The organism is Moorena sp. SIOASIH (assembly GCF_010671925.1).
Lineage (GTDB): Bacteria > Cyanobacteriota > Cyanobacteriia > Cyanobacteriales > Coleofasciculaceae > Moorena.
The window spans coordinates 1,491,898-1,512,877 of the sequence record NZ_JAAHIH010000001.1 but is presented as its reverse complement, the minus strand read 5'-3'; the positions used below and the strand labels follow the sequence as shown (position 1 = coordinate 1,512,877).

Annotated in this window: 14 protein-coding genes; 9 read left to right on the top strand and 5 right to left on the bottom strand. The window is 43.3% G+C overall.

Annotation, left to right across the window (positions count from 1 at the left end; all coding sequences use genetic code 11):
* The first annotated feature begins 463 nt into the window (after window positions 1–463).
* From F6J90_RS06565 to F6J90_RS06545, 5 genes are all read left to right on the top strand, one after another.
* Window positions 464–4,732, top strand: a complete 4,269-nt coding sequence (locus tag F6J90_RS06565; RefSeq protein WP_293091646.1) for a TIR domain-containing protein — start codon at window positions 464–466, stop codon at window positions 4,730–4,732.
* A 743-nt stretch (window positions 4,733–5,475) separates the two neighbouring features.
* The gene (locus F6J90_RS06560; RefSeq protein ID WP_366513721.1) at window positions 5,476–6,498 is read left to right on the top strand and encodes a hypothetical protein; all 1,023 of its coding nucleotides are present in this window, start codon (window positions 5,476–5,478) and stop codon (window positions 6,496–6,498) included.
* 845 nt (window positions 6,499–7,343) lie between these two features.
* Window positions 7,344–8,621, top strand: coding sequence for a transposase (locus F6J90_RS06555; protein WP_293091645.1), 1,278 nt, complete (start codon window positions 7,344–7,346; stop codon window positions 8,619–8,621).
* Window positions 8,622–8,631: 10 nt separating this feature from the next.
* Entirely contained in the window at window positions 8,632–9,651 is a 1,020-nt protein-coding gene (locus F6J90_RS06550; protein ID WP_293091644.1) for a transposase, read from the top strand.
* Window positions 9,652–10,389: 738 nt separating this feature from the next.
* Complete coding sequence (locus F6J90_RS06545; protein ID WP_293091643.1) at window positions 10,390–11,919, top strand: reverse transcriptase domain-containing protein; 1,530 nt, start codon at window positions 10,390–10,392, stop codon at window positions 11,917–11,919.
* Between the two features lie 140 nt (window positions 11,920–12,059).
* Here F6J90_RS06545 and F6J90_RS06540 read toward each other — a convergent pair whose 3' ends face one another.
* From F6J90_RS06540 to F6J90_RS06530, 3 genes are all read right to left on the bottom strand, one after another.
* The gene (locus F6J90_RS06540; protein WP_293091642.1) at window positions 12,060–12,383 is read right to left on the bottom strand and encodes an FAD-dependent oxidoreductase; all 324 of its coding nucleotides are present in this window, start codon (window positions 12,381–12,383) and stop codon (window positions 12,060–12,062) included.
* 405 nt (window positions 12,384–12,788) lie between these two features.
* Entirely contained in the window at window positions 12,789–14,429 is a 1,641-nt protein-coding gene (locus F6J90_RS06535; protein WP_293091641.1) for a D-Ala-D-Ala carboxypeptidase family metallohydrolase, read from the bottom strand.
* Window positions 14,430–14,946: 517 nt separating this feature from the next.
* Window positions 14,947–15,243, bottom strand: a complete 297-nt coding sequence (locus F6J90_RS06530; protein ID WP_293091640.1) for a hypothetical protein — start codon at window positions 15,241–15,243, stop codon at window positions 14,947–14,949.
* 16 nt (window positions 15,244–15,259) lie between these two features.
* Here F6J90_RS06530 and F6J90_RS06525 point away from each other — a divergent pair, with 16 nt between their 5' ends.
* Window positions 15,260–15,667 carry a metalloregulator ArsR/SmtB family transcription factor gene (locus F6J90_RS06525; RefSeq protein ID WP_075904748.1) on the top strand — a complete coding sequence of 136 codons (408 nt, stop codon included), beginning with the start codon at window positions 15,260–15,262 and terminating at the stop codon, window positions 15,665–15,667.
* Between the two features lie 545 nt (window positions 15,668–16,212).
* On the opposite strand, the gene F6J90_RS06520 is transcribed toward F6J90_RS06525, so the two are convergent.
* A complete protein-coding gene (locus tag F6J90_RS06520; protein ID WP_293091639.1) occupies window positions 16,213–17,421 on the bottom strand; it encodes a transposase in 1,209 nt (402 codons plus the stop codon).
* A 67-nt stretch (window positions 17,422–17,488) separates the two neighbouring features.
* Between F6J90_RS06520 and F6J90_RS06515 the strand changes: the two genes are divergently transcribed.
* Window positions 17,489–17,761, top strand: a complete 273-nt coding sequence (locus F6J90_RS06515) for a CopG family transcriptional regulator (protein WP_293091638.1) — start codon at window positions 17,489–17,491, stop codon at window positions 17,759–17,761.
* 14 nt (window positions 17,762–17,775) lie between these two features.
* On the opposite strand, the gene F6J90_RS06510 is transcribed toward F6J90_RS06515, so the two are convergent.
* Window positions 17,776–18,009, bottom strand: coding sequence for a hypothetical protein (locus F6J90_RS06510; RefSeq protein ID WP_293091637.1), 234 nt, complete (start codon window positions 18,007–18,009; stop codon window positions 17,776–17,778).
* A gap of 423 nt (window positions 18,010–18,432) precedes the next feature.
* Between F6J90_RS06510 and F6J90_RS06505 the strand changes: the two genes are divergently transcribed.
* Window positions 18,433–19,143 carry a calcium-binding protein gene (locus F6J90_RS06505; RefSeq protein WP_293091636.1) on the top strand — a complete coding sequence of 237 codons (711 nt, stop codon included), beginning with the start codon at window positions 18,433–18,435 and terminating at the stop codon, window positions 19,141–19,143.
* A 650-nt stretch (window positions 19,144–19,793) separates the two neighbouring features.
* Window positions 19,794–20,843, top strand: coding sequence for a calcium-binding protein (locus F6J90_RS06500; protein ID WP_293091635.1), 1,050 nt, complete (start codon window positions 19,794–19,796; stop codon window positions 20,841–20,843).
* The last annotated feature ends 137 nt before the right edge of the window (window positions 20,844–20,980 follow it).

Genomic DNA, 20,980 nt, shown 5'->3' with positions numbered 1-20,980 from the left:
AAGGTTTTGCCCACCCTACTAGACTAGACTCAGCTACCTGTAGGGTGGGCAAGGTTTTGCCCACCCTACTAGACATTTTCTAGCCCACTTTAAGCTACCTGTAGCTACCTGTAGGGTGGGCAAGGTTTTGCCCACCCTACTAGACTAGACTCAGCTACCTGTAGGGTGGGCAAGGTTTTGCCCACCCTACTAGACTAGACTCAGCTACCTGTAGGGTGGGCAAGGTTTTGCCCACCCTACTAGACTAGAGATTTTCTAGACAACAATACTCAGGGGATGCAGCCTACTGTAAGCAGTGAGCTGACTGCTGACTGCTGATTGCTGACTGCTAAGCAGCTAATGGTAAAACTGTTACCTTAGCATAACTTTAGGGAATTCTATAACTGTAGGTACTAAAACTTGTGAGCCCAAGTTCCCCTCAAATAGCTACTACCTAGAATCCCTACTTAACTACCAAACTTCCATGAAGACTTTTTTCGATGCCTTCATCTCCTACGGACGAGCTGATAGCAAAGCATTTGCTACCCGACTACACCAACGATTAACCGAACTTGGTTTCAGCATCTGGTTTGACCAACAGGATATTCCTCTGGGTGTAGACTTCCAAAATCAAATTGATGATGGCATTGAAAAATCTCATAACTTCCTATTTATCATTGCTCCCCATTCAGTAAAATCTCCCTATTGTCTCAAAGAGATTCAACTCGCCGTTAAACTCAACAAACGCATCATCCCTCTACTCCATGTTGAACCTACGGATTGTTGGGATAAGATGCATCCAATTATCCAACAAATTAACTGGGTCTATTTCCGAGATAATACAGAGGATTTTGAAACATCATTGGCTGGGTTACTCAAGGTAATCCACCATCAAGGTGATTATGTCAGACAACATACAGAAATTTTAGTCAAGGCATTGGAGTGGTCTAGACATCACAAACAAACCAACTATTTGTTAATTGGAGAAGAGAAAAAACAGGCTCAATCTTGGCTAAAGGTTAGGTTTACTGATCAGCAACCTCCTTGTGTTCCTACAGACCTACAGTGTGAGTTGATTTCTGAAAGCACTAAGAATGCCAATAACCTTCTGACCCAGGTATTTATCTGCTACGCCGATCAAGATAAGCCGGTGATGCAGAAAATTGCTAAAACCTTAATGCGGAAAAGCTTTACTGTTTGGACTAATAAGACCGATATTGAAACCGGTACCCGATTCCAAGACGTAGTCTATCAAGGGATTGAGGGAGCTGATAATATTGTCTACTTAATCTCACCTGCTTCCCTGAAATCAGACTATTGTCAGCAAGAAATCACCCACGCCTTGGTTAACAACAAACGGATTATTCCCCTCTTGATTGAATCCACAGAACTAGAGTGGATACCTCCCCATATCAGAGCGTTACAATTTATTGACTTTACTACCTATAATGATGAAGCTAAATACCGCATTGATGCTGACAAATTAATTAAGGGATTGCATCAGGAACAGCCCTACTACTCAGACCATAAGAGGTTATTAGTAAAGGCGATTAAATGGAAAAATCAAAATCTGAATCCCAGCATTTTACTGCGGGGATACAATTTGCGATATTATCAAAATTGGCTGACTCTTAATCAGCAACGCAACTCTTATCCTCCCCTACCTATTCATCACGAATTTATTACTGAAAGTAGCCATCAAATACCCTCATCCTCTTTAGAAGTATTTATCTCCTATTCCCGAGCAGATTCCGATTTTGCCCGTAAGTTAAACGAGGCACTCGAGATGCAGGGAAAAAGCACTTGGTTTGACCAAGAAAGTATTCCTCCAGGGAGTGATTTTCAGCAGGAAATTTATCGGGGTATTGAAAATTCTGACAACTTTCTATTTATCATTTCCCCTCGCTCAGTGAATTCACCCTATTGTGCAGATGAGGTGGAATACGCCCAGAGTTTAAATAAACGGTTTGTGACCATATTACATCACGAAGTAGCAGCAAAAGTGTTACATCCCGCATTAGCGAGGATACAGTGGATAGACTTTAGAAATTATCGGGGAGATTTTTATGCCAATTTCAGTGAATTGATCAGAACCCTAGATACTGACCGAGAGCATGTCCATAACCACACCAAGTTGTCTCAGCGATCCTTGGAATGGGAAAAAAACCACAAAAGTCTTGACTTGCTGTTGCGGGGGATTGAGTTTTCCATTGCCCAAAAGTGGTTCTTGGAAGCTAAGCAAGATCATAAATATCCTCCCCCAACTCCTTTACAGAAGGAATTTCTTGAAGCTAGTAACAACACTATTGAAGCGGCAAGAGAAGCCGAAAAACAGCGACAAGTAGAAATTATACGGTTGCAGGAGGAACGTACAAAGGAAGCGAAAGCAAGATTAGCAGAACAGAAGAAAAGAGTTAGACAACAAAAATTATTTATTGTCGGAGTCATTATAGCATTGGTAGCGGCTGTTGGCACTCTTATCCATCAAATTCAAGAAAAGAAGTTGGCTGAATATAACCTCAAAATTGCTAGAGTAAACCATCTTCTTTCAGAAGCAAGGACGTTTTTAAAACGACACCCGACGAAGGCTTTACGCATTGCCGAGGCTGCTTATAAGATTGACAATACCCATCAAGTGCCTGAGGTTTCACAATTGCTGAGTATAGCCTACCATTCAGCAATTCATCGCCGCTTCTTTTTTTACTCTGCCAATATGCGACATAAAAGGGCTGTGACTAGTGCAGTATTCTCGCCGGATGGTAGTATAATTCTCACGGCTTCAGAGGATACCACAGCAAGATTGTGGAATCTCAAGGGGGAGCGAATCACTACCTTAGCCGGACATTCTGCTAGGGTTAATTCTGCTGTATTTTCCCCAGATGGCAATACAATAGTGACTACCTCACAGGATAAAACGGCTAAGTTGTGGGATAAGGAAGGCAATTTGCTCAATACCTTACGAGGGCACGATTGCGTCCGCAACGGTCAGTGCCAGGTTAATTCTGCCGTCTTTTCCCCAGATGGTCAGACAATTCTCACCGCTTCTGAAGATAAGACGGCTAAATTATGGGATAAACACGGACAACTAATTAAGACCTTGAGCGGGCATAAAGATATAGTCGTCTCTGCGGTCTTTTCTCCTGATGGTCAAGCAATTCTCACCGCTTCACGGGACAAAACTGCCAAATTATGGGATAAGGATGGGAATTTGATCACAACTCTAGATCAGGATAGCTGTTGGCATGTACATATAAAGGATTATCATTGCGGTCTGACCTCTGCGGTATTTTCTCCAGACGGAACTAAAATTATTACTACCAGTAAAGATAAGACAGCTAAATTGTGGGACCACAATGGCAAGCTGATCCACATATTTAAGGGACATACCGGTTGGGTTAATTCAGCGTTCTTTTCCCAAGACGGTGATCAAATCCTTACTGCTTCTGAAGATGGCACTGCCAAATTATGGAATAAGGATGGAAAATTAATTAAAACCTTAGCAGGACATTCCGAGGCAGTCAAAAAAGCCTTGTTTTCCCCAGACGGTAATCACATTATTACCGTTAGTGATGATGATAGTGCGAAAATTTGGGATTTGGATGGAAACGCGATCGCTAATTTAATCGGTCATCAATTATCGGTTACTACTGCAGCGTTTGCTCCCCATGGAGACAAACTAATCACCGCCTCTGATGACTCTACAGTCAAGTTATGGGATATCACCCAACAACCAGTTAATTCTACTTTTAGACATTCAGCATCTGTGAATTCTGCTGTGTTTTCTCCTGACGGCACAAAAATCTTGACAGCCACTACCGATAAAAACGCTTATTTATGGGATCTGAGCGGAAAATTGCTCAAGCAACTTCCTCATGACTGTGATGTCTGGAATCACTGTTCTGTAAAAACAGCAGCTTTCTCCCCTAATGGTAACTATATTATCACGACTTCCGATGATGGCAAAACTCGGTTATGGAATGGAAAAGGCGATCGCCTGATCATGGCTATTAATTTACATGATCACTATAATAACTTAAGGATATTTGGTAGGAATGGTGCTAAATTTTCCAGCTTTTCCCAAGATGACCAGCAAATTCTCACTACGTCTTACGATCAAACTGCCAAGTTATGGAATTTTAGTGGCAGTGAACTTATAGAAATATCAGAGTACAAAGGACACAAGGGGGTAGTTAATTCCGCTGCGCTATCTCCTAACCGCCAGCAAATCATTACGGCTTCTAACGATAAACTGGCGAAGTTGTGGAACGTAAACGGAGAAATAATTACTGATTTTAAAGGACATACCGATGCTGTTAATTCCGCCGTCTTTTCCCCTGATGGTAAAACAATTCTCACTGCTTCAGCAGATCACACCATAAAGCTGTGGGATTTGAATGGAAACGAGATCCGAACCTTTGGAGGAGGTCGTGAGCAAGGACATAAGTTTGATGTTAATTCAGCGGTGTTTTCTCCCGATGGTAAAACAATTCTCTCTGCTTCTTCTGATAAAACTGCCAGGTTGTGGGATTTAAACGGTAGGTTAATCCTGGTGATGAGAGACAATAATGCTGCTGTGAACTCCGCCGTGTTTTCTCCCGATGGCACCAAAATCCTCACTGCTTTCAGCAATGGGACTGCCAGGGTGTGGCTCAAGCCGGAGGCTATATATGAGTGGTTGCAAACAGCTAAAATTTATCAGCTCTCACCAGGAGATCGAAAGGTGTTTGGTTTAGAGGACAGGTATTCTAGGTGACATCCTACTGATGTCAGATACCCACTTGACTGACTTTTCTGGCTTCTTAGGTTGGGTTTCACTATGTTAAACCCAACCCTGGTAATGGTTTTAGATAAAATCAATGGTTTTAGGAATTTTCTCAGTAAATTTATAATAATAGTTATGATTATTGTTAAAATTAACAGGGTCATTACTGTTGAGGTGACATTGAATATTAGGACTAACCGATAATAAATCCCCGACCCTATTGACTTAATGCAGGGACTCCTGTATTATTTTATGAGAGTAAATTAGGCTAGTTGATACCTGTTATGGTATGCTGTTAACTTGGATTGCCTAATACTACTACTGTGTATAGCTTTGAGATTTTGATGATAATTGATCGTTTATACTACATAGTATCTCAAAACCTAAAAGTATTGCCTAGTAATAATTTTAGGCGTTTATGAAAACTTAGTATAATCAGTACGCAATAACCGTAAATTATTTAGTTTCAGATGTCTACTCCTATGTAGATTGATTATGCTTGAATTTACTGATAGGATTCATAGTAATTAGATGGGTTTGCCCTGACAAATTCCGCGATTCCTTAACTGGTGACCAATGGCTATAATACTAATTAAAAATTATAGCCGATAAACCACCAAAATTTGGCAGGTAATTTTCTATTTTTTTGGACGATTTTTTTTTTAATTAGGATAAAAAATACTCATAATTTTAGAGGATATGACATGGAAATTTATATGGCATCGAACTACTAAATCAACACCCTTGGAGCCAAACTTTGTCTCGAAGCTGCTGGGGATTTAGTAGCAAAAGCAATCCAGCCCATCCAAAACTATTCACAGGTAAGACTAGCTGATTACGGCATTGCAGACGGTGGTACTAGCCAAGGATTATGGCAGCAGATTATTGCTACTATAAAAGAAAAAAATAACGGGGCTTTTGTTGAAGTAATATTTAACGATTTACCCAGTAATGACTTTAATGCCCTAGGTAAAAATGCAACGTTATTGATGCAGGGTGATCAAAATCTAGTAGTTTCAATGGTTCCACGATCATTTTATGAACCTGTTTGTCCCCCCAATAGTCTAGACTTTGGTTTCTCCTCCACAGCCATGCACTGGCTAAGTAAGCTACCCAAACATCTAAGCAATCATATTGATGTCAATGTTTCTGCCCCAGTAGAAGATAAAGCAATTTTTCAAGCACAGTCACAGATTGACTGGAGCACTATTCTCCTGGCTAGAGCTAAAGAACTCAAATCTGGAGGTCAAATAGTAACCGTCAACTTATCCGTAGACGAACAAGGGCGCTATGTAGGGCACAACCTGGTAGACTTGAACCTGAAAGATATTCTGCACGAAATTTGGAAACAAATGCAGATTGAGGAATTGATTCAACCAGAAGAGTATGTTGGCGCTACATCACAAAGTTATTACCGAACAGAAGCCGAGTTTACTGCGTGTCTTGAAGACCCTCAAAGTGAAGTTTATCAAGCTGGCTTACGATTAGGAGATACCCGAACCATGCTGATTCGGTGCCCTTATCGGTCTCAGTACGAAGATGATAGGGATGCAGAGAAATTTGCCCAAGGTCTCACCCAAGCGACTCGCTCTTGGAGTGAACATACATTGAGAAATGCCCTAAGCAATCGATCCAATCAAGACATTTCTGATATTGTCAACCAATTCTACCAAAGATTTACAGCTAGGATTCGAGAGAATCCCGGTCAGTTCTCTATGGATTATGTACAAACCTATCTTCGCATTTACAAAGAATAAGCCCAACCAGGATGCTTAGATCATCTCAGGATAATTACCCTTAATAAAAATCTGCCCCATCTCCCCATCTCCCCATCTCCCCATCTCCCCACCCTCCCCACAACCCCTCAGGTTGAGGTGACATTGGATATTAGGACTAACCGATAATAAATCCCCGACCCGATTGACTTAATGGAGGGACTCCTGTATTATTTTAAGAGAGTAAATTAGGCTAGTTGATACCTGTTATGGTATGCTGTTAACTTGGATTGCCTAATACTACTACTGTGTATAGCTTTGAGATTTTTAAAATTTATTGTTTATACCTAAAAGTATGTCAGGTCTCTCATAAACACGATAGGATGCCCAGTAGGCTGTGGAATACAATTAAGCCATCTTTCAACTCCAAGGGGACTCCCGTTATACCCGCGCTTCATGCGCGGGAGACGGGGCGTATAAAGTGCGGACGCAGGTTCCGCACACAGCCCCTTGGGAATTGGAGATTGGATCTGTTGCGTGTCTTAGACATTTCCGCTCAAATACTAGTGTCGGTAGAGGGAATACTGGATGCTAACTCAAGTTAATAATCTTCGTTTAGCTGTCTAGCAAAAGAAGCCCCACACCTCAATGCGCAGCATGAGTGTGGGATGAATTTTGCACAGGGTCTTCCGGGATGGGGAAACGAGCTATCAAGCTTCTGAGCAATTCGGATGGAGTCATTCCTCTGCGATCGGCCTCCTGTTTTAATTGCCGTTTTTCAAAGCTAGTCATCCTGATTACAAATCTTTGATCTTTCATTTTTGACTTGACACTTGTTGCAACGCATGTTATCCTAATAATAGGTCGAAAAACAGGATATGGCAACAATGAGATTAGCTTACCAGTATCGACTAAGGTTGACAAAAGCACAGGAAGCGGAAGTAGAAAAATGGCTTGATTTGTTACGTCATCAATATAACTACTTGCTTGCTGACAGGTTTAACTGGTATGAGCAAAATCGTTGTTCTGTTAATTCTTGCCCTTTGGTGTGTCATCTACCAAAGTTAAGGGATAATCCTGATTACTTTTCTCAAAAGAAAACTCTGCCTCAGCTGAAGAAAAACAGACCCTGGTACGGGGCAGTTCAGTCTCAAGTTTTGCAAGATTGCGTTAAACGGGTAGACCTAGCCTTTAAGCGCTTTCTAAAGGGTGATAGCAATGGTAAAAAGAGTGGCAGGCCGAGGTTCAAAAGCAAAAATAGATACAAATCTTTTACTTTTCCTGCCCTTTCTAAGAACTCTATAAATGGCAACATTTTAACTCTTCCTAAATTTGGAAAAGTTAAAATGGTTTACCATCGGCCAATTCCTGAAGGCTTCAAAATAAAAACAGCCACTATAACCCGAAAAGCCGATGGTTACTATATTACGCTATCTATTCAAGACGATTCTGTCCCAAACATCATCCCAGCAGACAGCGTTTCTAATCCTATCGGGATAGACATGGGTCTCAAGTCGTTCTTGATAAAATCCGATAGTACTGAGGTACCAATCCCTCAGTACTATCGAAAAGCTCAAAAACGATTAAAGAAAATCCAAAAAGCTGTTAGTAGGTCTAAAAAGGGGAGTAACAACAGAAAGAGGGCTGTTGTTAAGTTGGGGAAAGCTCACAAGAAGGTATCTGACGCCAGAAAAGATTTCCATTTTAAAACTGCAAAAAGCTTACTTGATGACCATGATCTGATAGCTCATGAGAAGTTAAACATTAAAGGTCTGGTTAAAACAAAAATGGCTAAATCAGTTCTTGATGCTGGATGGGGTCAATTTCTGTCTATCCTTGCAACCAAAGCCGTTCGCGTAGCGTGGCCTACGGCCTTAAATGCTGGGTTGTTAACGAAAGCAGTGAATCCCAGAAATACCAGTCAGAACTGTTCTAATTGTGGCAAAAAAGTACCAAAAAAATTAAAAGACCGTATTCATTCTTGTCCCCATTGTGGATATACAGCAGATAGGGATGTGAACGCGGCGATTAATATATTAAATTTGGCGGTGGGGCATCCCGTCAGGAGTAAAGCTTTCCGAGTATCCGTTCGCGCCCCGCGTCGGCGAAAGCCGATAGCGTTGGCTGGAGTTGGAAAGAAGCCCACACTCAACCTGAAAAGGTGAGTGTGGGAGTATGTCACACAAGCAGCAGATCTTAGCTCTGAGGCAGATGTGTCACTTGAGCAAAAATATGTTCAATGTGGGACTCTATAATGTCCGTCAGTACTTTTTTCAGGAACGAAAGCATCTACGATACGAGAGCAACTATTATCACTCGAAAGAGAATGAAAATTACAAATTGTTACCGACGGATATTGCTCAACAAACCCTAAAGATTGTCGATAGATACTTTAAATCTTTCTTTGGTTTGATCAAGCTTAAATCTAGTGGAGGCTACCAGGAAAAAGTTAGGATTCCTAATTACCTTCCCAAGGATGGGCATTTTCTTCTTGTCATTCCAATAAGGAAGCGTGATTGGAATAAACTGCCCGCGAAAAACTGGGTGTTCACTGTTCCTATGTCTCGCCAATTCAAGAAAACCCATGGGACAGTCCAGTTTACTATTCCAGAAAGACTCAGATCCAAGACAGTCAAAGAAATTCGTATTCTGCCTAAGTATAAAGCTAGGTATTTTGATGTCTGCTATTGTTATGAAAATGAAACATTAGCTCAAGTTGAGCAGACTGGTGAGGTCTTGGGGATAGATTTAGGGCTTGATAATTTTGCTACGTGTGTTAGCACAACTCAAAAGTCATTTATTATTGACGGCAAAAGAATCAAATCCGAGAATCAGTTCTATAACAAACGCCACGCTAAACTTCAGTCTATTAAGGATTTGCAAGGTATCAAAACCTTGACCAATCGACAGGCTAGGTTATTAAGAAAACGTAATCACAAAATCAGGGATTTTACCAACAAAGCCGCTAGATATGTTGTAGATTGGTGCATACAGAACAAAATCAGCAAGATTGTTATCGGGTACAACCCTGACCTAAAACAAAGGGTCAATATGGGCAAACGAAACAATCAAAAATTCGCTAGGTGCGCTTTCCAATGGCCGGGGAACCCGGCCTTGGGTCGCACCTCCAGATTCCGATTTACATGTTCAAAGACAAGCTGGAAAGCCTCTGTCTCAGATATGGGATTGAATTGATCGAACAGGAGGAATCCTATACCAGTAAGGCATCTAGCTTGGACTTGGATAAAATACCTGTATGGAATGCTGATAACCCGAAGAGCTACAAATTTAGCGGGAAAAGGGTAAAGCGTGGATTATACCGGACTAGTAAAGGTTGGCTGATCAACGCTGATTGCAAGTGCGGCTCGTTCCTAGTAGGAGCCTACTGAAACAGGAGGGGTATGACTAGGGGGACTCGCGGGAATAAAAAACCCAAAAAGTTCTAACTGTTTATCGGATGGTGGTGAAAACCCACTCCTTGAGGAAACAAGTGACTCCTTATCTTGGCCACACCGAACAGGCGGCAACCTGTAGAGTGAAGCTGGCACCAGGGCGGAATTAGAGGTGAAGCAGATTAGCCACACTACCGCGCTTTAGGGAGACGACATGGGTAAACAAATCCTAAAAAAGTGTCTAACGGCGCAGCCACAATCTGAATACAAATGTGCGACTGTATCCTTTCATTCTCACAGAACTTTTTGCAAGGTATCTGTAATTTCCGAGAAGAGGATAGGCAAAGTGGATTGCCCTAAATCGTCAAAACAATCTGATAGACGGAACGAGTAAAAACGACAGCAGTAACGGGTCTGTAGGCCGGTCGAATCTACGGTAAGTTATGCCAAACTAAATCCCCACTGTCGGGTAGGATGTCACCGGAAACTGGTGACGGGTATCCAGAATATACAAACTATAGAAGAGCATGGGTAGACACGTATGAAATACAGTGACCTCTGGAAAAGTCAAAAGTGGAAACAACTCCGCCGTAACCTTTTCCGCCTACAAAAGCGAGTATATAAAGCAGTTCAAGCTGGAGACTTAAAGAAAGCTCGGTCTCTGCAAAAACTGATTCTGAAATCCCGCTCAGCACAGTTACTGGCAGTCCATCAAGTGACACAGCTCAACCAAGGAAAAAGAACCGCCGGAGTAGATGGGAAAGCATCCCTAACCTACAAAGAAAGGTTCGAGGTACTTGAAAAGCTAGGTTCCAGTGCGGAAAATTGGACGCACCAAGGGTTGAGGGAAATCCCAATACCTAAGAAAAATGGGGATACGAGAATGCTGAAAGTACCGACCATCCAGGACAGAGCATGGCAAGTAAGCGCGAAATTTGCTCTGGAACCAGCTCATGAAGCAACGTTCAGTGCCGACAGCTACGGTTTTAGAACTGGTCGATGTGCCCAAGACGCACAAAAACGGCTATTCTTACATCTGAAATCCAACAGCAACGGCATCAAAAAGAGAATCATAGAACTCGACATTAAAAAGTGTTTTGACCGCATCTCCCACAGTTCCATTATGGATAGATTGCTAGCTCCTGCGGGTCTGAAGATGGGGATATTCAGATGTCTAAAAGCAGGCATCAATCCGGAATTCCCGGAACAAGGAACGCCCCAAGGTGGTGTGGTTAGTCCACTCTTAGCCAATATTGCACTTAATGGAATTGAGAGCGTTCACACCAGCATCCGCTACGCGGATGATATGGTCTTCATTCTCAAGCCAAAGGATAACGCTGAGAAAATTTTAGAAAAAGTGAACAACTTCCTAGCCCTACGCGGTCTAGAGGTTAATCAGGCAAAGACCAAGCTAACCAAAACGACAGACGGATTTGACTTCCTGGGGTGGAGATTCCGCGTCCAGAAAAACGGAAAATTCCGATGCATCCCCTCTGAGGAAAACCACCGGAACATACGTAAGAAGATTAAAGCCGTAGTCAATAGCTCGAATTATGGTGCCGAAATTAAAGCCAAGAAATTAGCACCAATCGTACGTGGATGGAGGAATTACCATAAAAGCTGTGACATGAGCAGTTCCCGAGATAGTTTATGGTTTATGGCTGAAACCGCAAACCGAAAGTTCCGTAAGGAAAAGAAAGTAAACCGATATAAAGCCACCGAACTATGCAAGAAAGGCTTCCCAACAGTAGGGTATGAACAAAATCAACACGTAAATGTAAAAGGGACTAAATCCCCCTACGACGGAGATTTAGTCTACGGTCGTAAAAGGAACTCCATGCTATACGATAATGCTACCTCAAAGGCTTTGAAGAGGCAGAACCATTCCTGTGGACATTGTGGTCTGAAATTCATAGATGAGGAAAGGATTCACCTACACCACATCGACGGAAATCATGAAAACTGGAAAAAGGATAACCTTATGGCCGTCCACCAAAGTTGTCACCAACAATTACATTGGAGCAGTGATACTCAGGAGCCGTATGCGGTGAAAGTCGCACGTACGGTATGACACGAGAGGTGCTCCCCCTAATAGGGGACATCGACTCTAACCGGAGCACTAAACATAATCCGTAAACATACAAGTAAGCCCGATGATTTTATCGGAGGGTTTAGAGGTTGTTTGGCTCAGCCATTAAGGGTTTTATGCTCTTAAGAATCCCTCACTATAATCTTTGATGAGCGTGAGGGAGTGTCAAGTTGCCTTAGTAACTGACAATCATGTTGACTTTCAAGCATTTCCCACTCTTTCAAGCTGTAATCTTGTAATTCAGCTAGGTACTCATGGGAGTACATTCGGCGATACATGCGTTCATCGCCATAGGAACTGTTGTTGGGATTAGGGATAGAATCTTTCTCAAGCAATATGATACTTAGATGTTGTTTCTGGCTTAGGTAATAGGCCGTTGCCAGGCCAGCAATACCACCACCAATAATAACGACATCTGCATTGAAAGAGTTTGTTATCTCTGCCATTAGGTTCTTACCTTAATAGTCAATGGAGCTAGCTTCTATAATTTTATAAGTTGAATAAATCCTTAAAAACATTGAAGCCTTTCTTTATATTACAGGACTTACGCAAGGCACCCTAAAATACCCCAATTTTAGGGGACTTTCGTGACTTTGTTCCCCCCAAAATTGGGCAAAACCAACTAAACTTCGTAAGTCCTATATTTTATGGCAGTTGGCAGCCCCTCTGCTCATCTTCCCCTACCCCCGTCTCCCCATCTTGCCAATACAATTGGGAGACAACAGCATGGGATCCAACCCTCGATATATAGCACTACACATTAAGGTTAGGACATTGATACAAGCTGAAACGCCGTTTTAGTGAACTTTTGCCTTTTGCCTATTGCCTTTTGCCTTGGGCGTAGCGCTATATCAAAAACCATAACTCCACCTGGCCCGATAGCCTCGCGCATCAATATGGGTGAAAGAACTGGCACTGGCTAGACCACCTCGGGAACCCCACCAGGAATCCAGGCGTCTATTCACCGACATTGGCGATATCCCCTCAACCACAAAATCCACAGCATCCCCAGAAAGATGACGGGAACGTGTAGCACCACCAACTTGGCGATTGGTTACTGGGTCGCGATACCAAGAGTTAACCAGAATGGGGCGATTGCCAAAGTATTCCCTCACTTCCTCCATTACCTCAGCAATTTTGAGAATGCCCTCCACAATACTTTTGTCCGTAGGAATGCGGGTACCATTTTTAGTTGCCTCTGCCCAACTAAAATGACCACCAGTGATAATCGCCTCTGATAGGTAAACCGTGTTGTCATATCCAGGCAACTGAATCGGACCAATCTTCTCAGAGTTAATCTTAATTAAGTCAGATTGTTGTTGATTCTTAGGTGCGTTATCGGGTTCACTCCCTTCAATTTCAACATGGTCACAGAAGACATACCAGGTTTTTCTTGGTGGTGTGCCTAAAGCAACATTGGCCAGGACTACCTGAATATGCTTATTCTCGGCTGGCTGATCCGATGTAATCTCAAACTCCGTGTCTGCCTTGACGAAAACTTTTTCTGAGTCCTTGAGCTGATAGGACTGCTGGGTGCAAGTTTTAAACACAGTATCGCTGAGTACTCTTAGCCTAATCCCTGTCTGTGGCATAGTGCCTCGACTCTCTGGTTTCCGAGATTGTTGCGGAAGTACAAAATTAGTCGGCAACTGAGTGCCATTGGAAAGTTGTACCACAGCAGACTTCCCCACAGAGACTAATTTGCGATCAGCATCATCTTGCCAGCGACGAGTAAATTCCCTTAGCACTGATGGCGACTGCTGTTGTTGCAGCCAAGCTAGTGCTGCATCTTGATGAGGCAGTTTCCCATAACCTCTGAGCAGATCCAGGAACTGAATTGATCCCGTGTTGCTTGGCTGTTGCCAATTAACAGAACTTTGTGAACTGGCAAACTGTAACGGTTGATTAAGCATTCCTTGGTAATACAGATACCAAACAATTGCTGCTGCTCCTATCTTGTGCTCTTGACCATAGGAATCATTACTGTTACCTACCAGCAATTGATTCCCTAGTGAGCTACTAAAGTGATTGGTGCCATTCCAGAGGTACTCGGAATTATTCCCCCCCTTAGCATCACGGAAACCATTCCACAGCTCAAACCCCCATAGCATTGCGCCGATTGAGTGGTCTTTGGCAGTGTGGAACTGTTTCCAGCGCAGTGCATCAATAGCACTCTCAACAAAGGTGTATCGTTGTCCGTTAGCTGGTGGAGCAATGGGTCGTCCTTGTGGGTAGCGAATTGTTCTATTAGTTAAAGAGTCGCCATTGTGCAGGTGAGCGTCTCGAAAGTCCAGCTCTCGATAGTGCAAAATTCCGACAAACCACCAAGGCACCCCTGTTTGCCGCTCCACTAATCCGTAGTCTCCTTGCCGTTGGAGGATTTCTTGAGCAATGCGGCCAGTTGGCTCTAGGCAGCTTCGCCTGAGCTGACAAGTAGCAAAAAGTTGTTCATATTGAGGTTTGAGAGTACGAAGCCGGAAATCACTAGACATTGTTATTTTGACTTTAGGACTAGATACAACTGTTAGGGGGCGTTCTTGTGGGGTGAAGTACAAAATCTTGGATTTTAGGGAGTAGGGAGTAGGGAGTAGGGAGTAGGGAGTAGGGAGTAGGGAGTAGGGAGTAGGGAAAATTAACTGTACCTCATAACTATTAAAAACCCTATAGTCAGTTCAGTGGTAAGTGGTCAGTTACCAATTACCAATTACCAATTACCAATTAAGCTGTTGTCCATTTAAAGTGGATAGTATTTAGTTAGAAAACAAACCGTCAATCCCTATCCCCCTGCTCCGAAACTCCCTGATCCGAATCTCCCAGCTCCCTTGCTGTCAGAACCATGAAATTTAAATGAAGACCAGCTTACGAATTACCAATTACCATCAATCATTCCCTTAATCAGTAACGCCTTTTTCTAAATTATATCTTTAGTTTTTTATATTGATGGCATTTTGGCTATCATTTTTATGATTTAAGTAATTTCTTTTAAAGTGTTTTTTTTAGGCTAATTAATCAAAAGTTTTGGTAGGTAAAACTACGGTTTTTTATGAGCAGTATTAGAGAGTAATAAAGCGATACATCGCTATTCCCTGTTCCCTGTTCCCTGTTCCCTGTTCCCTGTTCCCTGTTCCCTGTTCCCTGTTCCCTGTTCCCTGTTCCCTGTTCCCTGTTCCCTGTTCCCTGTTCCCTGTTCCCGACTCCCGACTCCCGACTCCCGACTCCCGACTCCCGACTCCCGACTCCCGACTCCCGACTCCCTAAAACTACCGTATAATAATATAATAGATAAAGCCTAGCCCTGATTAGCACTGTCAGCCAATCTATTATGCTTAAAAGTTCTTTGCCAAAATCCTCTCTGAGGACTGAGCAACCTCCAGACTGTGAGATATCCCAGTTATCCCCTACTTCCTTGACCCTGATCGCTGATTTCTTTAAAGTCTTATCTGAAGTAAGTCGCTTGCAGATTATCTGTTGTCTGAAGTCCGGCTCAAAAAATGTTAGTCAAATTATCGAAGAAACAGGCTTAGGTCAGGCCAATGTATCCAAGCATTTAAAAATCCTGGCTAAAGCAGGGATTGTCACTCGCAATCAACAAGGAATCAATGTCTTTTACCAAATAGCTAATCCGTTTATCTTTGAGCTATGTGAGCTAGTGTGTGATTCCCTGTCACTGCAAATAAAGCAACAACATCAACAGCTAGAGCAACTCAAAGCGATGCAGCAATCTTTTTAGTGACCTTGGTAATTGGTAATTGGTAATTGTGATTAGTCCCGAAGCATTACCCATTACCAAAAAAACCATAGACTATGAACACTACTGAAACTGGACAAGAGCTCAGATCAAGTCTGTTTGAATACCGATAATCTAGGGGCGTGGGCGCGGGGAGATGGGGAGATGGGGAGATCTCATAAGGGTAGGTTTTTTACAAAGACCTCAGGTGTGGGGTGACCGGGTGACCGGATGTGGGGGATAAGAATAGGTAAGTTTCAACAGCACCTATTTTCAGAAACACAGCACGCCCGTATGTCTGGATGGTTATCACAGCAATCATTGAGAAGAAAAGACATCAAGTCCCCGAGATTTCCAAGATTTGCACGATAGATGATATTCCGCGATTGACGTTCAGACGAGATCACCCCTGCCTGCTCCAGTGCTGATAGGTGAAACGAGGCCCGTGAGGAAATCGCATCAACCTGCTTAGCAACTTCGCCCGCTGATGCCCCTTTTGCACCACACTGAATCAAATACGTGACAGCTCCTACACTGACCTTTCAGGTTCAGTGTAGGCAACAAGCGCCAATCCGGGTATCCCTTAGGAGGCGCTGGGCTTTAAGAACGGACTGCCCTGCCGCTCTATTTCGTATATTGATCGCAGCATTGTGGTCGCGATCTAAGCTGCATCCGCAATCTCGACAATCATGCCACCGGATATGCAGCTTTTTAGGGACTTTCTTTCCGCAATTGGAACAATTCTGTGAAGTATCTCGGGCGCTTACTGGAACCGCCAACAAACCAGCATTTTCGGCTTTGCTTGTCAGGATCGTCAGAAAGCTTGACCACCCGGCATCCAATACAGATTTAGCCAATCGGGATTTGGCCAGTGCTTTGACGTTTAATTTTTCGTGAGCTACCACGTCATATTTTGAAAGCAAATAATTAGCGCTTTTAAAATGGAAATCCTTCCGTTTATCCGCTACTTTTTTATGCTGCCTTCCAAGTTGCTTGATAGCTTTGAGTCTGTTTTTACCCCCCTTTTTTCTCCGAGACACACGCTTCTGAATTACTTTCAGACGTTTTTGTGACTTTCGGTAATATTGGGGAATTTCAATCGTCTCGCCTTCAGATGTGGTCAAGAACTCTTTAAGTCCAACATCAATGCCAACTATTGAGTCGGGATTAATATCAGACTTGATCTCAGGAACTGTTTCGTCCTCTAGGGATAGTACCAGGTAGTAGCCATCACACTTTTTAATAATCGAAGCTGTCTTAGTCTTGAATCCCTCAGGAATAGGGCGGTGCAGTATAACCTTAACCTTGCCTATCTTTGGTAGGTTAATCAGATTGCCCTCTAAGCACCCTTCCTTCATCTGGGGATAAGTAAACGTGCGATAGCGGTGTTTCTTTTTAAATCTGGGTCTGCCGCTTCTATTCCCGTTCTTGTCTCCTTTGATAAATCGATCAAAAGCTAGCTTAACCCTTTTTACGACATCCTGAAGTACTTGGGAGTGTATGTCCTTGTACCAAGGGTGAGTTTTTTTGAGATTAGGTAAAGTCTTTTTCTGACTGTAGTAATCCGGGCTATCTCTTAACTCAGGAAGGTGACAAACAAGGGGACAAGCATTCCTGGGACAACGATTCTGCTCATACCAGGAAAACCGGTCAGCCAATAAGTAATTGTATTGTGAGCATAGCATAGAAAGCCAATGATCTATTTTGTCCCTTTGTTGTTTTGTTGGCTTTAATCGATATTGATATGCAATTCTCACGCTTACTTACCCTGGTTTTTCGACCTATAATAAGAATAACACAAGTACGGCCAAATGGTAAGCGAAAATGAAAAATAAAAAATTAACAATCAGAGTTACAGATTTTGAAAGAAGGCCGTTAGAGCAAGAAGCAAATCGACGTGGAATGACCCAATCCGAATTAATCAGAAGTTTGATAGCTCGTTTCCCCGAACGCGCCCCGCGTCGGCTTTGCCGAATCCAAGAGATCCTATCCGCGATTCATCCCACACTCATGCTGCGCATGTTCGTTGTGGGGCTTCTCGCGGAAGAAGCTAAAGCATCGCACAAGGTTCACGGGCAATTCGTCTTTAGCACCTAAGCTCCGGCGTTGCGTCAGTCTTTGAATGAATAGGAGTAGAGTGGGCATCCTGCCCGCCCGAAAATATTGATAACGGGCAAGATGCCCGTTCCACCAAGATGCCCGTTCCACCAAGATGCCCGTTCCACCAAGATGCCCGTTCCACCAAGATGCCCGTTCCACCAAGATGCCCGTTCCACCAAGATGCCCGTTCCACCAAGATGCCCGTTCCACCAAGATGCCCATTCCACGCAAGATGCCCGTTCCACGGCAAGATGCCTATTCCACAGGTGCGACCCGTGATGGCGAGGGATTGCTCGCCATCACGGAAAGCGCACCTAAAAACTCTTAAAATCATTCCATTATTAAGCAACGTCAATATTTTAGCCAATCGGGAACTTTGGATCAGGGAATTACAGCCGTTTTACACATCTGAGTGTGTAACGGGACTCAGACAAAAAACTGAGACAAAACTGAGACAAAAAACTGAGACAAAAAACTGAGACAAAAACTGAGACATTTTGCTGTTGTCGTCCAAGTATTCTGAAAGTATAGAAAGTTTAGCGACATGCAGCTATTGGGCTGACACCGCTGACTGTTCACACTTGGCTGATGTATATCACTAGGATTTACAGCTTGTTGTCCAAAGTTCAACATCAGACTATCAACTCACAAATTAAGGAGAAATTTCAATGTCACAAATCACAGGTACAGCAGACGACAATACCCTCATTGGAACTGCTGAGGCTGATCAGATTGATGGCTTGGACGGCAATGATTTCATCCGTGGAGAAGGCGGCAATGATCTAGTCGAAGGCCGAAGAGGTCGGGACGATATCTTTGGCAACGGAGGCAATGACACCCTCAATGGTGGTGGCGGTCGAGATGATATCTATGGCGGCGATGACAATGACCAGCTCAATGGCGGTCGCGCCAATGACGAACTCTTTGGCAATCGGGGCAACGACCAGCTCAATGGCAATGATGGTAATGATACTCTGGCAGGGGCTGGCTATGTCATAGGTAACACTAGCTTGGCTTTTGGCGGCGGCGAAATTGATACTCTAACTGGTGGGTCAGGAGCAGACCGGTTTAACTTGGGGATTCCCGAACGACTTCTCGATGACATCCGTCTGCCTCAAGGAGTATTCTATACAGCTTCTGGCAACAATGACTACGCTTTGATTACTGACTTGAGTGTTGCAGAAGATACTATCGGTCTGTTGGGCAGTGCCAGTGACTATGTTTTGGTCGAGCAAAGCTTTGCTGGTGCAGGTGACTCATCAACGGATACTTTAATCCATCAGAATAATTCTGGTCAAGCTGGTGAACTGATCGGTGTTGTGGCGGATGTCACCGGTCTTGCTCTGAGTAGTTCGACCCAATTCACCTTTTTCTCCTAGTATTGATTCCGCTGCTATAGCAATCCTACCTAAATCCTACAGGACTTACGCACAGACTCCATGGGTAGGGTGGGCAAGGTTTTGCCCACCCTACAGGTAGCTAAACCATTTGTGAACAACACTTCTTAACTAAAATAGTGCTCAGTTTTGAGTGCTGAGTGCTGACTAAGAACTGTCAGTGTTCACGCTTCTAGGATTGCTATAAAAGGGATTAATACTAAGTGCAGGTAAGCATTCAGCTATCAGTCATCAGCTTAAGCGCTACGCGCACGCGTGCGCGTTCAGCTTTTGAATAAAAGAGGTCAGCTTTGGCCTTTGGCCACGCTACGGGAACGTTTAATCTGAGTTACGTCAGCTGATGGGCTTTTCCCCAGACTTTCAATTCTCATTAATCTCTCAATATTAAATTATCCCGAAAGAGGTTTATTTTAAGCTGACGGCTGACAGCTGACGGCTGAATGCTTACAAGTAAAGCTTCCCATAACTAAAAACAAATAGTTAGTCATGCAACTTATGGGAAGCTTTATTAATTTGGCTTAACGTTTGCCTCAACATTGGCAATGGCTCAGGGTCGGGATTAATTCCCTGTCATCAGCTAGCTGAGACAGACCATTAACTGAACATTTTTGCAATTTTAAGGAGACACTAAGATGCGATTTTTTATAGGTACAGACGAAAGCGAATTAATTGATCTTGAATCATCAACCGAAGGTTTTACATTTGTCTTGGCTCAAGGTGGTAATGACACTATTATTGGCGGGAGCGGTGATGAAACCCTCCGTGGTGAGGCAGGTAATGACACTATCTCTGGCGGTGATGGTAATGATGACATTCGTGGTGGAGATAATGACGACACAATCAATGGTGGTAATGGTAATGACAACATAGGTGGTGGTAACGGTAATAATCGCCTCCTAGGTGCTCCAGGTAATGACACCATCGTTGGCGGTATTGGCAATGACTTTATCAATGGTGGACAAGATCAGGACAGTCTAATTGGTTTTGATGGTGAGGATACCATTCGTGGCGGTGCCGGTGATGATACTATAGACGGTGGCAGGGATAATGATTCTCTGTTTGGGGGTAGCACTGGTAATGATTTCCTTGAAGGTGGTGCAGGGGATGATACCCTTGACGGTGGAACGGGTAATGATAGTCTCTTTGGCGACCTTCAATTTTCTTCCTCTGAGCCTAATGTACCGTTTAATGATTACCTGGTAGGAGGCACTGGTAATGACTTCCTGGCTGGTGGTAACAGCATCGATTTTCCTCAGGGTCAGGATACATTAATCGGTGGTGCTATCGGTGTTAACTCTGGATCGGGAGAAATTGATACTTTACAAGGTAGTATATCAAGTCAAGATACCTTTGTACTTGGGTTAGCAGCAGATCCAGCTAATGGTCTTTCTCAGGATGAGATACTTTACGACAACGGAGGCGCACAAGACTATGCTTTGATCACTGAATTTGGAAGACAAGGAGATGGTGCAGGGCCAGATACGATTCAATTGGTCGGAGAGCTTGATGATTATGTCTTAGGGGCATCTCCTTTCAGTTCCAACCAACTAGCTATTTCTGTGGATTCTAACGGTAATGGTACCTTTGAATCTTCCGATGAATTAATTGGGATTGTTCAGAATGTTAGTCCCCTTGAGTTTACTGTGCTACAAACTCCGGAGGTTTTCTTCACTTTCGTTTAGAAGCAAAGTCCTTTGGCTAACACAGTGACAAATTAGTATCACTGGGCAGAAGTCAAACATCAAAGTCAAACATCAAAGGTGAGTGCGGAATCCAGATGCAGGTTCCGGGTTTCGCACTCAAGAGAATCATTTGTGAT

Coding starts and splice junctions, on each gene's coding strand:
- F6J90_RS06525 (WP_075904748.1), top strand. CDS start 15,260: ATGCTTAAAAGTTCTTTGCCAAAATCCTCTCTGAGGACTGAGCAACCT.
- F6J90_RS06565 (WP_293091646.1), top strand. CDS start 464: ATGAAGACTTTTTTCGATGCCTTCATCTCCTACGGACGAGCTGATAGC.
- F6J90_RS06555 (WP_293091645.1), top strand. CDS start 7,344: ATGAGATTAGCTTACCAGTATCGACTAAGGTTGACAAAAGCACAGGAA.
- F6J90_RS06515 (WP_293091638.1), top strand. CDS start 17,489: ATGAAAAATAAAAAATTAACAATCAGAGTTACAGATTTTGAAAGAAGG.
- F6J90_RS06535 (WP_293091641.1), bottom strand. CDS start 14,429: ATGTCTAGTGATTTCCGGCTTCGTACTCTCAAACCTCAATATGAACAA.
- F6J90_RS06500 (WP_293091635.1), top strand. CDS start 19,794: ATGCGATTTTTTATAGGTACAGACGAAAGCGAATTAATTGATCTTGAA.
- F6J90_RS06545 (WP_293091643.1), top strand. CDS start 10,390: ATGAAATACAGTGACCTCTGGAAAAGTCAAAAGTGGAAACAACTCCGC.
- F6J90_RS06505 (WP_293091636.1), top strand. CDS start 18,433: ATGTCACAAATCACAGGTACAGCAGACGACAATACCCTCATTGGAACT.
- F6J90_RS06540 (WP_293091642.1), bottom strand. CDS start 12,383: ATGGCAGAGATAACAAACTCTTTCAATGCAGATGTCGTTATTATTGGT.
- F6J90_RS06550 (WP_293091644.1), top strand. CDS start 8,632: ATGTCACACAAGCAGCAGATCTTAGCTCTGAGGCAGATGTGTCACTTG.